Source organism: Methylorubrum sp. B1-46 (genome assembly GCF_021117295.1).
In the GTDB taxonomy this organism is placed as follows: domain Bacteria; phylum Pseudomonadota; class Alphaproteobacteria; order Rhizobiales; family Beijerinckiaceae; genus Methylobacterium.
The window spans coordinates 327,458-343,166 of sequence record NZ_CP088247.1; the positions used below are offsets into that span (position 1 = coordinate 327,458).

The window sequence follows — 15,709 nt, forward strand, 5'->3', positions numbered from 1 at the left end:
TGATGGATACGAAAGGGTTCCCGAAGCCGATCAACGACACGCAGCGCGAGTTCCTGCGTCTGTGTGAGCTAGGCGGGGGCGCTCGTGGTGGTCCCCCGCGTGGCAAGGTCCTCGAGGTGCTGCGGGCAAACGGCAAGAGCCTCAATATGCTCGCGCATGCGGAAGCGCAGGCTCACCTTGCAGCCTACCCGGATGCGAACCCTTGGCACCTCTGCTTCGCGATCGGTCTCTCGTGGGGACACTTGGCGCGCTTGGATGTGGACTTTACAGGCGCAGTGGCCGGCGTGCTCGCGAACTGGAACAGCGGTGATCTCGCCGCGGCGAAGTCGTTCCACATGGAGCGTGGTCCGGAGCCCATCGAACAGTCGCTGCGTGGGGCTCATTATCTCTTTGCCCGCGTCATCCTTCCGAAGACATTACCGAGCACCCTGGATCGCCTGGACACCGCGCAGCAGCGCTGGATCTCCCCGATCCTCACCGGGTCAGATCGGCCGCGCTACATCGGCAGCTGGAACGCGACGGCGATGTTCATGGCCGCGCTGTTCGCTCAACCGTCACTGGCTGCCCTACAGACCGAACCGAGGCCTATGCTGCCGCCTGGTGGCCCGATCTTCAAGGGCCTGCAGATGCTGCACAAGGCTGGGCTTCTCAAGGATCCCCCGTCCGGCAGCGAATTGGATGACCAGGCGTTTGAGCCCGGGTCCCTGTATGAGAACAACAAGCACCTAGCGGATCTCTGCGCCGGCCTCCCCGGCTGGAGCCTCATCGATGTTCACAGCGGCGTGTACATGTTGGGTACGCGTCACCCGCATTCGGGCAAGTGGGTCTAGAAATCCAGCTCTGCGAAACCGTGCCGTAGACGGTGGTCCTTGAGATACGGGGCATGCCCCGCACTGACTGACACCGTGACCGGCCGCCCATCGGTTAGGACAGCCGTCGCTCGGTCTGATAGCTTCGGGCTTACAAGGAGATTGCCATCGTCGCTGAAGCTGACGAGACCTTGATCGAAGGCAGCGTCCCACAGAGCCGAGAGTAAGAGACCGTTGCAGACGTCGACCCTCTCGTAGTCGTTCGATGCGGCCCAAGGCTTGATGTGAGAAGCCCGAAGTAGGCCTCGGTCCTGCACCCCTGTGATCGCACAGGTCTGGTTCCAGTATCTGTCCAGATGCTGTCGAAAGATGCCTTGCGCTGTACGGACGATGGCCAACCTTTCAGCGTCGGTCGTCGCAGGCATTGATTGGGCCGCGTCCAAAAATTCCTGGTAGGCTGATGGCGGTAGTTGCTCGATAACGAGGTGGTAGATTCGAGAAAGAGCGTCTCCGAGATCGACAAGGCTGCCGAGCGCGCGGCCACTCCGCCCTGGCATAGGACCGGTGTAGTCGGTGCCTGGGAGGATCGCTCCATCGATGCGCGGTTCGCTGAACGACAAAACCCATGGCCCGCCTTCACCGTGAGCAGCGACGTGGACTTGGAAAGGTGTTGTCGCAGAGCGCAGAAGGTACCAGCCGTCTTGAATCATAGGCTGATCAAGGCCTCTGTGAAACCCGTTCCTGTAAGCAGCCTGCCGGATATCGATCCATATCGCAGCCGAATTATAATTGGGATGATCGACTGACATCACTCAGCAGCGATCAGCCCCAACTTGCCGTCAGCAAGTTGATCGTAGGCCCGAATGACGAGGTCTCTGGTACGATAGGCCCTGTGGCGCGATAGGTCGTTGTTCTTGAGTACGCGGAACGTTTCAGAGGGGTGATCGGCACCTTTTGCTTCAGCGGGATCGAGAACATAGATAAGCTCATCTCGGCTTAATCCGTACGCTCGTGCGTACCACGCGTCGAGTCCAGCCCGCAGGATCGCACGCGCATCATCGTCCCAGGCGAATGGCTCGCCGTCGTATCCGAGATCCTGCGCGAACGGTCTCATAGAGTGGCTGGTATAAGTGAGTACGAGAACACGCTGTACAATATAATCAATGTCGTCCGGCTGATAAAATGTCGGATCTAGAACAGGAAGCTGCTTGAGGCACCCGACAGTTAGGTGAGTTCCACCCACTTTCGTCCGCGTGACGAAGTCGAAAACGAGTGAATTAAAATTGGCGTAAAGTGCCGCACAGTGTGCTGCCGGGGCGTCTACGAACAACAGCGGGCACGTATGGCCAACCGCAGTCCGCGGCATGATGCTGAAAATGGCCGTTCGCTCATCTGTTGCACGAGCGATATCCCGCCACCCCAGCAACCAGCCACGCGTCCATTTTTGTTCATTGAGACGTGCCTCAACCTCATCTTCTGGAACCCAGTAACGTGGGATCGGCTCGTAACAAGCGTCAGTTTTCCTACTCGCAGTTGGTACTTGTTCGCTCACGTCGGCGTACGAGTACCAACGGTGATCATACTGGTGCATCATCTTGGCTTCGTACAACGGGACGTAGCAAGACTGCTGGCTGCCGTCTTCAGCAGAAGAGCGCCAAGCGTTGCCGTCAGGGCTGTACCCTGCTGCCTCAAGCTGGGCCGGATTGCGGAACCACCGGGAGTCTTCGGCCATATGCCACAGCCGAGTGTGAATACGGAAATTCCACGATTTGACGCTTGATCCATCGCATTCGCGCCATAGCACGGGAGTTGATTTATAAATCTTATTCGTTATCTCGGCATCCATTTTCGTCCGGAAAACGGGTGCAGTTTTCGTATTCGGATTGATGCGGGCAATGTCGTCAGATGATAATGAAAAGAGACGTTCTGAACTGGACAGCTGCTCCGTTCTGGTAAGAAAAAAGGCGTATCTTGTGATATCGATATGACCTGCAACGCCTAAGATACTAAACTTGTAGCGGCTATCTACGGCCGGGAATATGCCCTCCTTATTTTCGAAATCTAATAGCACAGCCAACTTTCGATTGTCCGTTAGATAATTGAAGAAAGAAGACGTTGTAGTCTCGGTGGCAATTCCAGTTGGAACAACTATTCCCGCGCGCCCCCTCGCTGACAGAAGCTGAGTAAACAGCTCTGAGAATAATGCGTATGTGTTGACGTCGCCTCGCCCAGTCAATGGGAAGCGACCCTGCCTTGTTTCAGCCAAACGCATGAACAGCGAAGCCGCTTCTGATGTCCGTTTGGCAGTCTCATAAGCCTCGTAGATCGCGCGTTTGCGCGTGTTGGGCGCTGCCTTCTTTGTCTCTTCGATCAACTCTTCCCGAGCCGCAGCGTTCGGCGCGCCTGCAATCTCTGGATCGAGGCTTGCAAAGAACTCCTGTTCCTGCAGCTTGATGCGCTCCCATGGCGGGTTACCGATTACCACGTCGAAGCCGCCACGGTCGAACACATCGCCGAAGGTCAGTCCCCAGTGAAGCACACGTGCAGCCTCTGTGCGCTCCTGGCAGGCACGCAGCATCTCGGCGTTGACGCTTCCCTGATGCAGAGCGTGGATGATATCTGCCGTGCGGGGCACCAGTGTCCGTTGGTAGGGGTCGTCGCCCGCTCCCTTCCGGGTCAGGAAGGCTCCAAGGTAGAGATCCGCGGCTTGCTTCTTCGCGATGAGGCCGGGGTCGTTCATGGCCTTGATCCAGAGTTCCTGGCGCTCCTTGATCTGGCCGGGCGTGTCCTCGGCCATCGCCTTGAAGGTGCTGATCAGTTCGGCCGTATGCTCTTCGAGCAGCTTCCAGCCTTTCTGGTCGAAGAGGTTCAGCGCGCCGGTGCGATCGTCGCGTTCGGCGAGAACAAACCGACGGCAGGCATCCCGATCATCACCGGTCAAGGGCTTGTAGGCCTCCTCAGGAATGCCGGCATCAAGAACCGCGTCGAGCTTCTCGCCGTAGCCGAACGTGCCGAGGAGCGCGTCACCGCAGACGATGTTGCCGTCGAGGAAGCCGAGCGGTTTGCCGGGCTCGATGGACTCGATCCAGAGCGCGACCTTGGTCAGGTCGACGGCCATAGGGTTTCGATCGACACCATGGATGCACTGACGCACGACATCGCGCACGGCGTCTCGGTACTGCTCGGCCGAGGCGACGCCATCGTTCCGGGCTCGCGCGACCCGGGCGGCCAATCGGCGCGCTGCGGCGAGCAGGAAGTGCCCGGACCCGCAGGCCGGATCGATCACGCGTAGTCCGAGCAGAGCGCGAACCGGATCGGCGGCACCGGCGACAGCCTGGTCCATGACTGGGTCGATGGTGGTGTCGAGAAGGACCTGAACCAAGCTGTCAGGGGTGTAATAGCTGCCGGTCGTCTTGCGCGCGTTCCCCCGCGTCTCCAAGCCCTCGGCGAAGAGCATCTCTCGCCCGTCCGCCGTGATACGCGGCGTGAGTTCGAGCAGGCTCTCGTAGACGGAGCCGAGCTCCTCGGTCTGCATGTCGCGCCAGTTAACCGGCATGACGCCGTCGTCGGTCTTCAGCCAGGCGAGGCGGTAGATGGCTTTGAGCAGGTCGCGGTTGCTCAAGGCGTTCTGTTCGAGGTCGTCCATGTGCTGCGACACGAACAGGCCGGCGAGTGGCGGAAGCCCGAGTTCCTCCTGACCCTCAGTAAGCGCCTCGAAGACGATTTTCAGGGCTTCCCAACGGTCGCTGTAGGCGTCGTACCCGCTGCGTCGGATCGATGCCTGACGCAGGGCACCGACGCTGTAGCCTTGAGCGTAGCGTTGGCGCTTGATCGCTGCCGTCTGCCTCGGATGCAAGAGATCGCGATCCTCGGCGACGAACAGGAAAATTAGGCGGTAGACGAGGTGTAGGCACTGCTCGAAGTAGGCCTGGGCTGGGATCACGCCGCTCCCGACGAATTTGCGCAAATCCCCATTGGCTGGGTGGCTCAGGAAGCCGGTCCCGAGGGCGAGGAGCGCTTCCTCGACACCATCGCGCAGGCGATCACGGGCGACCTCGCCCTCTTTCAGTCCGGCGAGCCGCCAACGCTCCAAGGTGCAATCCGTGATCGCATCGGTCGGCTTGCCGAAGCGGGTCTCGTGCAGGAGCAGCCAGAGCACGGCGAAGTCGACCCGGCCTTCGTTCGTGAAGATCGCGTCGAGATCGGCCTCGATGTAGGCGGGACGGGTTAGGCTGGGGTTGTCGCGCAGCAGGCGCAGACGCGTGCCGCAACAGGCGATCCCCCAGAGGGCGGCGTCTTCGGCGTTGAGCCAGTCTTGCACTACGCTGGCCGCGGACCCACGCCGCCCTGCCGCCGTCAGGCTCGCGCACACGCGGTCGATGCCGTCAGATGGCGGGACCACCACCACCGGCACGCGTCCACTGAGGCCCTCGAATGTCACCGGGTAGATGTCACCATCGCGATCATGCCGCCCGACCGGGACGAGGTCTCGGAAGCCCAGGACGTCGCGCAGAAGGGCTTCCGTGAAACGTTGCGTGGCGGCGAGCGACGGCTCCGGATGGGCTGTGAGGTCCTCGTAGTGCGCCTGAGCGATCCGGTATGCGCGCGCGATCTCGTCGCGCAGGATCAGCCCGCGGGCGACGCCGTAATCGGCGGGGGTCTGCTCGTCGGCCTCGATGCGGGCAATCTGCGTCAGCATCGCCGGTGCGATCAGACCACCCTCCAGGGTGATCGCGTCGAAGACGATCGCCGGGGTGCGCTTCGCGCGACGAGTCCGCGCCGCGGGTCTCGGCTGGCGAGCCATCACAGATCTCCGGGCGTGAGGACGTAGAGGCCGACGATGTCGGCAGGCAGGATTGGCTCGACCGTGACCCGGGGCGTGCCCTGGGCTGCGGCACGGACGCGGCGGTGGTCAGCCTCAAGCGCTTCGCCCCGCTGCATGGCGTAGGCGTCGATCGCGGGCATGGACATGCTCAAGATGCGCTCGCGCCCCCGCTCGATCAGGCGGTGGCGTGCGGTCTCGGCGAGATCGCCACTGGCGGGTGCCTCGAGCAACTGCTGTGCGGCCTCGCCGTCCGCGATGGCCGTCGCGCTCGCACCCGCGAAGGCCAGGGTGACGGCTTCCTCTGCGAGCAGCATTCGATCCGATCGTCCGTGTACGGTGAGCTTATGGCGCAGACGGACCAGCACGACCGTCGTCATGACCTCGACGGCGCTGGTGCTCCACACACCGGTTCGGGCGAGTTCGAAGCCGGTATTGCTTTTGAGGTCGAGCGCGGTCTCCAGCAGACTCTCGGCCAAGGTCGCGGCGATCGGATGCGCCCGGCCGACGGTGACGGCACCGGCTGGTGCTTTGGCCTCGAAGCTGATCCGCACTTCGCCCCTGACGCCACTGGCGTCCAGACGCTCGGTGATCGCCGGCGGCAGCTTGGCGAGATCGGCGCGGTACGTCGCGCCGCGTGCGGGCTCCAGCGCCGTGTTGAAGTGGTTCATGGCATGGGCGACGAACCGTTCGACCCGATCGGGTCCGCCGATGATCGCGCGCCAGCTCTCCCATTCAGGCATCACTTCGGCAGGCTTGAGGGCGTTCTGTGCGTAGCGCGCGCGGGAGCGCTTCTCGCCCTCCTCGGCATCGCGCCACGATGCTGAGAGGGCATCGGCTTCCTTGGCGAACAGATCGAACTGTCTCTGCGCACCAGGTCGCCCGCGGTGCTCCAACATCGCGTTCAGAAGCGCCCCGGAGATCACCTGACGATCCTCGGGCAGGGCGATGATGACGCCGAGATCTTTCCGGATCCGCTCGGCCTTCCTCAGGATCACGCTGAGGACCGCGCTGTCGATCAGGCTATCCGATCCGAAAAGCAGCATCGACTTCACCAGGGGCGCTGGTTGGCCGAAGCGATCGACACGCCCTTCGCGTTGCTGATGCCGTGTCGGGTTCCACGACAGGTCGTAGTGGACGACGGCGTCGAACAGCATCTGCAGGTTGATGCCTTCGGACAAACAGTCCGTCGCGACCAAGAGGCGTTGCGGCTCCTCGGCCATGCCTTCGACCCGGTCGCGGCGATCGTCCGGTACGAGCAGACCAGTGACGCTCTCAACGGCGAGGCCCGGGAAGGTCTTGCGGAGCGCAGCAGCAACATACTCGGCCGTGGCGATGTACCGGCAGAACACGACCGGGTTCGCGCCAGCGGCGATCAGGGGCTTGAGCTCCTTGATCATCATCGCGAGCTTGGGATCTGGCTTTTCGACCAGAGCCTCCGCCTGCCGGATCAGCTTGGCGAGCGCCGGATCGGTCCCGAGGTAGGCGCTCGGCTCGGCGTCGACGGCCTCGGTATCCTCATCCTCCTCGTCGAGGACCTGCATCGACAGGCGCTCCGGATCACCATCCTGGCGGTTGCGTAGCGCGTTGAGGGCGGCCGCCGGCGATGACCCGACGCAGCGAAGCAGCGCCAACGTCGACCAGAGCGTGAGCCGCTGCCGGTGCGTGCCGTCGCCCGCGTCCTCGATGCGGTCGAGGCAGTAGTCGAGAACGGCGTCGTGAAACGCTCCATGTTCTGAGCCGAGCGAGTACGGGCGATCGAGCTTTTCGTGTTTCGGGAAGATCTGATCGGCTTCCCACTTCTGCTCGAGAATATCCTTCCGGCGGCGCTGCACGAAATGGCGCGCGAGGGCGATACGGCCGGCATTGGTGTCGAGGCCTTCCATTGCGAAGCTCTCATCGAGCAGCTTCAGCAACCGGTCGAAGGCCTCCTCGTCACCGCTGTGCGGGGTCGCGGTTAGAAGCAGCATATGTCGCGCCGCGTCCTTGGCGAGACGCTGCAACAGGCGATAGCGACGCTGGCGGCTGCCGTGGGTACCCACGCAGGCGTGAGCCTCGTCGACGACGACGCAGGGCGGACACGAGGCCGCGAAGCTCTCACGGCGCTTCTCGGCCTTGATGTAGTCCAGGCTGACGACCGTGAAGGGGTGGACCTCGAACAGGCTCTGAGTTCCGACGACCTTCCGCTCCAGGCGCGGCGCGGACGCGGATGTGACGGCGACAGCCTCAATGTCGAACTTGGCGCGTAGTTCGCCGACCCACTGCTCGACAAGGTGAGGCGGGCACAAGACGCAGAAGCGCTCGATCTCACCGCGATCGAGGAGTTCGCGGAGAATGAGGCCGGCCTCGATGGTCTTGCCGATGCCGACGTCGTCGGCGATGAGCAAGCGTACTACGGACAGGCGCATCGCCATCAGCAGCGGCACGAGTTGATACGCGCGCGGCTCGAAGCTGACGCGCGCTGACGAGCGGAATGGGCCCGCGCCACGACGCAGGGACAGGCGGAGCGCCTCTGCCAGAAGGCGGGCACTTTCCTGCGTGCCCCGCACGTCGACCTCGGGCGGCACGAAGTGGGCAGCCTCGACCGGCACCCGCTCCAGAGCCGGCAGGATCGTCAGCGCGTCGGCCTCAGTGCCGGAGAGCGGGCGTAAGCGGAGTGCAGCCGGATCGTCGTGGGGCAGCGTGACCCATTCCCGGCCGCGCGCACGTACGAGGTCGCCGGGGGAGAACTGGACGGTCATGCCGCGACCTTGAACAGCGACGAGAGGGTGGAAGGCGGGTCTTGCTCGGGGGCTCCGGTGAGCACCACGAGAGTCCAACCGCCGTCTTCGAGTTCATCAACGATGTCCTGCGGCGGCGGCGCATAGGCGATCGCGACGTGGTGGCTGCGCCAAACGTCTAGGATGCCGTCAGCGTCGAACTTCAACCGCTTGGCGTCGCACGGCGGCAGCCCCCAACGACCGATAGCCTGCGGCCACGTCTCCGTGCTCGCCGCTGCAGGCGCAACGGTGCACACCACGGAGGTCGACCGGATCACACCGGCCGCGAGGCGGACGAGGGCCGTGCGAGCGCTCTCGTCCGTTCGATCGATGAGGGCGTGGTCCATCTGGTTGTAGTACGACAGCAGGCAGCGATAGCAGCCGCGCACGCAGAAGGCGTTGTCAAGATCCTGCAACTTTGAGGCGTCGCGGGTAATCAGCGCGTCCTGGATGCTCTCCGGCGTGAAGTGCATGACCTCTAGGGCGCGATGCGCGACCTCGGCCAAGCGCTCGGGTTCGCTGACGAGGCGGCGGAGGACACCGGCACCACCCTCGCTGGACTCGTAGGCGAGGATCGCCTTGCGCTTCCGGCGGTCCGGGACAGCCTCGGTGGCGATCTCGCCTTCCTCGACCTGGAAGACGAGGCTCAAGCCCCGGGCGATCGCGTATTGAAATGTGGCGAGCGTGGTCTCCTGGGCCTCCGGCCCGAAGAGCTTCAGCAGGGCCGCGTTCTTGTGGTCCTGAACGATGGGTACGACGCGCACGGCTCCGGGACGATCGGGCTCTGTCGGATCGGCATCGTCATCGTCCTGCTCGCGGTCAGCCCCGACCCATTGGCCATTCTGCGGATCGATCGGGTAGCCAAACCCTGTCTCAGGCTTACGCTTGCGGAGACCGAGGTTGAGCCGACTTATCTGGGCGCGCGGAGCGTAGGTCAGATCCAGGACGGTGCCGTCGTCGTCCTCGGCGACCGCAGTCAGGACGTCACTCTGGCCGTTTCGCTTGGCCCACGTGAACGTCGTCTGGATCTCGAACCCGCGACCGCGGCGGGCTTCCTCATTCGCCGTGATGCGCTCGGACGGCACCGTCTCAACGTTCTCGATGCGCAGAACCTTCTGGATGAGTTTTGAACCGTTGCCACCGATCTGTGCGCCGCAGGCGTGACACAGATTCTGTCCGGCACCCTCGTGGCCCGCGCCGCAGGTGCGGCACACGCGCCAAACCGCGAGGTTGCCCACGGCCAGCATCCCCTGCGGGTCGCGCACATCTGGTGGGATCTTGGCCCGAACGACCTTGAAGGCGCGGCCCTCGTGGTAGATCAGCGAGCCCGGTCCGAACTCGGCGATCGCCAGGAAGCGGGCCCGCTGGAGGTAGGCGGCCCGCGGTCCGGTGGAGCCCTGCTCGGGCACGTAGGCGTAGAGCGGCAGCCGCGGGAAATTGTAGCCGGGCAGATAGCCCTCGGTCGCGAGATAGCGGTGCGAGGCGAAGTCGGAATTGTCCGACTTGCCGCCGTGCTCCAGCAGCCGAATCTGGCTGTTGGCGATGCGCAAGGCGCGCTCGGCGGCATCGCGGGCCTGCTTCGTCAGGCCAGGCTTCATGATCTGTCGGCTGGCCTCCTCCATCTGCGCGAAGGCGGCGTTGTAGAGATCGCGCCAACGTCCGAACGCATTATTGAAGCGCTGCGACGCCGTCTTGGCGACATCGGCCACAAACGGCTTGGAGTTCTTCAGCCAATCGCTGCCGGGGTCGTTTAGGACGGCCGGCGAAATGGAGGTGCGGATGTTGCCCAGGATCCGCTCGAAGTCGTCCTCGACGCCGACCACGCGATCTGGATTGGCGAGCCGGTCGGTGATCTCGGCGCGCACCGTGCGCTTTGGCGTATCGAGGTCGAGGATGTCCGGGATGGCGTCGGGCAATTCCTGCCGCAGCCGACCGTCGATTCCGGCTTTCGCCAGCCAGATGGCGTTCAGGTGCGCCTCGATCAGGTCGCGATTGGCGAGATCGATGCCAGGCGGTCGCACGGAGCCGGCGACGAGCTGCTCGCGCCTCGCGAAGTAGTATTGGTCGTGCGGGCTCTGGGCCGCGCAGTAGGTGACGATGAGCGCGGCTTGGCCGGAGCGCCCGGCGCGCCCAGAACGCTGCGCATAGTTCGCCGGCGTCGGCGGCGCGTTCCGCAGGTAGACGGCGTTCAGCACCGAGATGTCGACGCCGAGCTCCATCGTCGGCGAGCAGAACAGCACCGGCAGGAAGGAGTCAGCTTCCAACGGATTGGTCTGATCCGCGCGCATCACGTCGAGGTTGCGCTTGCCGGCATCGCCCCAGCGGAACCGCGCCTCGCGCCAGAGCCGCAGATCCTTGTCGACCTGCGCCGTATGCTCACGGCTCTCGAAGCCGAGCAGGCTGTCGTCGTCGCTTGTGAGGATGTTCGCGGTCTCGCGGTAGAGGCGCGTGAAGTAGGTGTTCACGTCCGTCTTGGGAGCGTCGGCGACGAGCCGAATGGCGGAGGGCAGCAGCCGCAGGCCGGTAATCCCGTATCCTGAGACCTCCCGGACCCAGTTCTGCGCCTTGGCGATCCGGACGACGCTCTCCAAAAGTTCGTTGTACTCGTGGACCGTGAGGCGTCGACCACCCCAGAGGTGGCCGTGCCGTAGCTTCTTGCCGACGCGGCTGTTGGGCCCGGCCGTGATCAGGCGGCTGTCTGGCCCGCGTCCACTCGGCTGAGCCTTGCCGCCCGCCCCCTCCGGGACGATCAGCAGCCCGGCGTTGGAGACTGCCTCCTGCTCCGAGATGGCCCAAGGCGCGCGCAGGTTGTCGCGCGAGGACCGGCCCAGGCTCTCGGTCGTCGCCTTCTTTAGGAAGTCGCTCTCGACCGCGAGTTCCCCGCGCATGACCTCGAACAGGGCGTTGAAGACCCGCCGCCGCTCATCTGGCTTGAGGCCGCGTAGCAGCGAAGCATCCTTGAAGAGGCCTTCGTCAGCGCAGCTTTCCAGCCCCGGGTAGTGTGCCCGGATGAGCTGAAGGTTTTCGAGGTTCAGGTTGGTGTACCGCCAACCGCGACGCTGATCGCTCCACACACGGTGGCTGAGAACGCGCGTGAGATCGGTGATCGCCCGCGCACGGGACGGGCCGATGGCATCGGGCGAGCGCATCCAGTGGCGGCGGCGGTCGTCGTTGTTGTCCTCGAAACCAAGCGCCTTCTGCACGGCCGTGCCGTACTCGGCCTCGGCGAGACCATCAGGGCCAGCGGCTTGCACGGCCGAGAGGACGGCGGCCCGCAGCAGCGTCGTGAAGATGAAGTCATTGAAGTGCCCTGCCTGAAGCGCCGCGTCCTGGCGGTTGTCGGAGAACCCCAGCACCTTGCGCTTGTCGTCGGCGATCTTCGCCTCGGGACGATGCATGAAGCGCAGGAGGCTGCTCACGATGAGCGTTGTCGCGGACGAGCGACCCTCGGCGGTCAGGCCGGCAAGCTTGTTCTGCTCGCGGGTTCCGGGCTGGGCTTCCAGCTTGCAGTTCAGGCAGAACCGCCACCGGCCGGGAATGAACCAGGCCTGGCGGCCGGCGGCGTCGACGTGCCCGTTCGGCAGGACGACGGCGGCCGCAACCTGCTGCTTTCGGCGCGTGGATTTCAGTCGTGAACCGCGTGGCGTGTGCTCGACCCACTCGTCGGGGTACTCATCGAGAGCGCCCTGGAAGAACTCGTTGATTGTTTCGGGTTCGGGCACGAGATAGCCGGCGATGCCGCCGTCCGTCTCCCGCTCGTTGATCGGATCGTCGATCGAGCGCGCGACGAAGCGGTCGCCGTCCTCGTCGTCGAGGCGCATGACCGGGTGATATTCGTGCCCGCAATCGCGACAGAAGTGGGTCGAGAACAGCAGAGCTGTCTTGTCGTCCGGATGGTGGGTCTGACCCTTCAGCGTGACGCGACGGATGCCGGTGGGGCCGGCGGTGCGCAGGGTCGTGTAGACGAGGCCGGCACCGGAGATGAACCGGTGCAGCTTGAACGCCAGAAACGCGCGGGAACCTGTGCCGCCGCGCTCCGCACCGGGACGCGCCAGCAGGCTGAGCATCTCGCGCAGACGCTGCTCGCACAGCTCCGCGTCGCACCCGGTCTCATCGGAGAGGTCTTTCGCTGCATCCACTAAAGTCATCGGTGGACGCCGCTTGAATTGAGGCTTGTACTCCAACCCGATCCGCAGCTCGATCCAGACGGCAAGCGGATGGATCTTCAGTTCGGCATCGGTCGCGTTTGTTGGCACCGGGTTCTGGATGCAGGCGGCGAGCTGACTCTGTACGCTGGCGACGGTTAGATCCTCGTCGGTGGCGCGCTGAAGGGTCTCCTCGATCACGCAGTCGGTCTCGACCGACACGCCGAACAAGTCGCTGGCCACCTTAGCCACCGCTTTGATCGAATTACCCTGGTCCGGCGTCGCCATGGTCGCCGACGTGCCAATGCAGACGGGCTCGCTGTGGCCGCGGCACAGCTGGTCGCGCAGTCGCCGCACTAGGACGGCGACATCAGCACCCTGACGCCCGCGATAAGTGTGTAACTCGTCGAGCACGATCCAGCGCAGGCCGCGGGCGTTGCCTATCACCTGGGCGTCGAGCTCACTCTGCCGCGTCAGCAGCAGTTCGAGCATCATGAAGTTGGTGAGCAGGATGTCCGGCGGGTTGTCCCGGACCTCCTCGCGCTTCTCGCGGCTCTCCTGGCCTGTGTAGATTCGCACGCGCGGGCGTTGCGCTTCCGGAATGCCGCACTGGTTCAGGAACTCGGTTAGGCCCTCGAACTGCGAGTTCGCCAGTGCGTTCATCGGATAGACGACGATGGCGCGAGTACGCGGCTTGAAGTCGGGCTTTTGACGCTCCCGGATCGCCTCGTCGATGATCGGCAGGAAGTAGCAGAGCGACTTGCCCGATCCGGTGCCGGTCGTGACGACGAAGCTCTTGCCGGCCTTGGCCTTCGTCAGCGCCTCGACCTGATGAAGGTGCGGCTTGAGGACCCGGCCACGCTCTCGGAAGATATGCGTCGTGAGCGGGTGGAGGACATCGTCCTTCACGAGGTCGTCCAGCGTCTCCCCGCGAGCGAAGTGCGGGTTGATCGTGATCAGCGGATCCGGCCAGAACGCTTTGTTGTCGTAGAGACGATCTACCTCGGTCCGGATGTCATCGGCAGCGATCTTGTTGAATGATCGCGCGAACGCGTCGTAGTCCCGGATCAGGGTCTGGTCGAGGCCGAACGCATCCACAGTGTCATGTCCCCTGCATGACGGCCGATAAGCCCGACCATTCCACCCCTGCCTGGGACGCTACCCTAGGTGCTCGCATTCAGGTAGCGGAAAGCTCGGCTGTCGGCCGTGAACCACGGTTTCCACGGCAGTTAGCGGGCAAGTGTGGCCCACAGGGCAATCAGAGCTTCCGTTACTGGCAAGCCAAACCGGCGGCACGAAGGCACGAATCGCGCTCCAGGAAGTGCTGCAGCGAGCTTGTGCTCGCACTTCGTCATCTGCTGAGAAAGCGCTGACCTATCGACGGCGCTCGCGCGGCTGTGGCGCGCACCGGGTACGGGGCTGGAAGCGACGAAAGGCTCAATACTTCGGAGGTTTGCCCTTCGTATCGGGCTTTCGGTAGTACGCCACCGCTGCTTCTGACAGAGCCTCGTACGAGTAGCGGCCTTTGAAGCACCAGGGGTTTGGCGGACTGGCATAACCCACGGACCATTCAGCCCACCGACGGAAAGCACCGACGAGCGATTCTTCGAGTGTGATCGCGTCGGCCTCCGGCCACAGCGTGACGCTGGTGTAAGTGACCGTGACATCGTTGTCCCGCAACGACAGGACGCGGGGGATTGGCAGGGCGTGAATCCTGGCGATGAGGAGAGCGAGCAGGGCCTTGGCCTCGTCGGTGTGGCGCGGCTTCCGGAGGCGCTGACGCCACGCTTTTATCTCCTCGCGCAGCTGCCGTTCCTGGGCGACCGGATCGGTGGGGTGCAATGCGGGCAGGGTCAGCTTCGGGCCACCCTGACCTGCGACGAAGCTCAGAAAACCCTTGAGCGAAGCGCGCTGTCCCGGGGTTTTGCGCAGTGCGCGTGCGAGGTGGCGCTGGCTGAGCTCGGCGAGCGGTTTGTCACCGAGCGCGGCGAGCAGCGCGACCGCGGCCGTGAGCGCGTTCTGCTGGGTGACGGGCTTCCGTCCTCGGGCGGCAAGGTCGTCGCGGTACTGGCGCAGTAGGGACGCATGGGGGCTATCCTGATGCGCCATTAGGATCGAATCGACCCGATCGTTCTCGACTAGGACCTTCAGCCGGGCGCGATCCCATTCAAGCACGCCGACGTCGCACATGAACTCGATCAGGGGGGCCACACGTCGGGTGGCCTCTGCGCCGATCGCGGCATGGACATCGTCGGTGGTGATGCGACCGTAGGCCGGGTCTCTCGCCGCGATCGCGCGGCATGCTTCGGCGGCGCGGGTGATGCGCTGAGAAGCAAGGCCGTCATCCAGCGGAATGCGACCGCGGCAGAAGGTGATGAACATGCCCGACATCCACCGGATCGGGATCGTCGCGGCTTCCTCGTCGATCTGACGCTCGGGCCGGCGGCGCTGGCTGCATGGATAGCAGGGAGCATTGCCGCTCCCTGATACGACGGCCTGGCAGATCGGACAGGTGTGGGTGATCCCGACCGAGCAAGGGAAGCAGATGTCGTCAGTGGCCATCAACGGACGATGGCGATCGCAGATCCTACAGTACCCCTTCAACATGTCGGCCGCGGCATTGAGGAGGCAGAGAGCCCCCGCTCGCCGGCTCAAGCGAGCCGTTCGAGCCCTGACAGGCCACCGCGCATCGTTCATTCTTTGTTCCAATGCCGAGCGATTCTCAACGACCCTGGGGGCACGATCGTCGGCCTGTGAAGATCGGGGATATCAGCCTCAGCTTGTGCGTCGGAGGTGCGAAGGAGCCTTCCGCGATGATCGATCGTGAACACGGCGATGGCTGAGCAACCCGATGCGTTGCCTTCCCTCAAGGGGCATGGGTTCGAGATCGACCGCTATCGCGAGGACCGAGGTCGCTTCACCAGCCTGCGGCAGCTCGATGGAGTTCCTGGCTTAGCCGGCAAGACCGACGGCATCAGTGAGGCATTGTCGGTAGCAGACACGCCCGAGTGATGACCTAGCTCGCTCCCCGAGTGCCGTGTCGTACCCGGGCACCGCTCGAAGGCCCTGCTGGCTTCCGGCCGTGAGCCGACCAGATCGAGCTTGTCTCGATCCGCGATCTTCCAGATGCCTGGGATGCGTGCTGCCTCCTCGCAGCCGAGACCGCACAGCTGA

At 64.0% G+C, this 15,709-nt stretch carries 7 protein-coding genes; 2 read left to right on the forward strand and 5 right to left on the reverse strand.

Features of this window, described 5'->3' with window-relative positions; genetic code table 11:
- Positions 1–2: 2 nt before the first annotated feature.
- Positions 3–830 carry a hypothetical protein gene (locus LPC10_RS01555; RefSeq protein ID WP_231346940.1) on the forward strand — a complete coding sequence of 276 codons (828 nt, stop codon included), beginning with the start codon at positions 3–5 and terminating at the stop codon, positions 828–830.
- On the opposite strand, the gene LPC10_RS25645 is transcribed toward LPC10_RS01555, so the two are convergent.
- The 5 genes from LPC10_RS25645 to LPC10_RS01580 all read right to left on the reverse strand — a co-directional run bounded on the left by LPC10_RS25645 (position 827) and on the right by LPC10_RS01580 (position 15,097).
- Complete coding sequence (locus tag LPC10_RS25645; protein ID WP_370644627.1) at positions 827–1,618, reverse strand: HNH endonuclease; 792 nt, start codon at positions 1,616–1,618, stop codon at positions 827–829. The two genes, LPC10_RS01555 and LPC10_RS25645, sit on opposite strands and share 4 nt — an antisense overlap.
- Positions 1,618–5,613, reverse strand: a complete 3,996-nt coding sequence (locus LPC10_RS01565) for an N-6 DNA methylase (protein WP_231345140.1) — start codon at positions 5,611–5,613, stop codon at positions 1,618–1,620. Before LPC10_RS01565 ends, LPC10_RS25645 begins: the two co-directional genes overlap by 1 nt.
- A complete protein-coding gene (locus LPC10_RS01570; RefSeq protein ID WP_231345141.1) occupies positions 5,613–8,372 on the reverse strand; it encodes a DEAD/DEAH box helicase in 2,760 nt (919 codons plus the stop codon). The genes LPC10_RS01565 and LPC10_RS01570 overlap by 1 nt, the downstream gene beginning before the upstream one ends.
- Positions 8,369–13,633, reverse strand: coding sequence for a DEAD/DEAH box helicase (locus tag LPC10_RS01575; RefSeq protein WP_231345142.1), 5,265 nt, complete (start codon positions 13,631–13,633; stop codon positions 8,369–8,371). The genes LPC10_RS01570 and LPC10_RS01575 overlap by 4 nt, the downstream gene beginning before the upstream one ends.
- Positions 13,634–13,972: 339 nt before the next feature.
- The gene (locus LPC10_RS01580; protein WP_231345143.1) at positions 13,973–15,097 is read right to left on the reverse strand and encodes a hypothetical protein; all 1,125 of its coding nucleotides are present in this window, start codon (positions 15,095–15,097) and stop codon (positions 13,973–13,975) included.
- 261 nt (positions 15,098–15,358) lie between these two features.
- Between LPC10_RS01580 and LPC10_RS01585 the strand changes: the two genes are divergently transcribed.
- Complete coding sequence (locus tag LPC10_RS01585) at positions 15,359–15,547, forward strand: helix-hairpin-helix domain-containing protein (RefSeq protein ID WP_231345144.1); 189 nt, start codon at positions 15,359–15,361, stop codon at positions 15,545–15,547.
- Positions 15,548–15,709: the final 162 nt, after the last annotated feature.

Bases quoted from the DNA above. Each gene is read 5' to 3' on its own strand.
- LPC10_RS01555 (WP_231346940.1), top strand. From the start codon at position 3: ATGGATACGAAAGGGTTCCCGAAGCCGATCAACGACACGCAGCGCGAG.
- LPC10_RS25645 (WP_370644627.1), bottom strand. From the start codon at position 1,618: ATGTCAGTCGATCATCCCAATTATAATTCGGCTGCGATATGGATCGAT.
- LPC10_RS01565 (WP_231345140.1), bottom strand. From the start codon at position 5,613: ATGGCTCGCCAGCCGAGACCCGCGGCGCGGACTCGTCGCGCGAAGCGC.
- LPC10_RS01570 (WP_231345141.1), bottom strand. From the start codon at position 8,372: ATGACCGTCCAGTTCTCCCCCGGCGACCTCGTACGTGCGCGCGGCCGG.
- LPC10_RS01580 (WP_231345143.1), bottom strand. From the start codon at position 15,097: ATGGCCACTGACGACATCTGCTTCCCTTGCTCGGTCGGGATCACCCAC.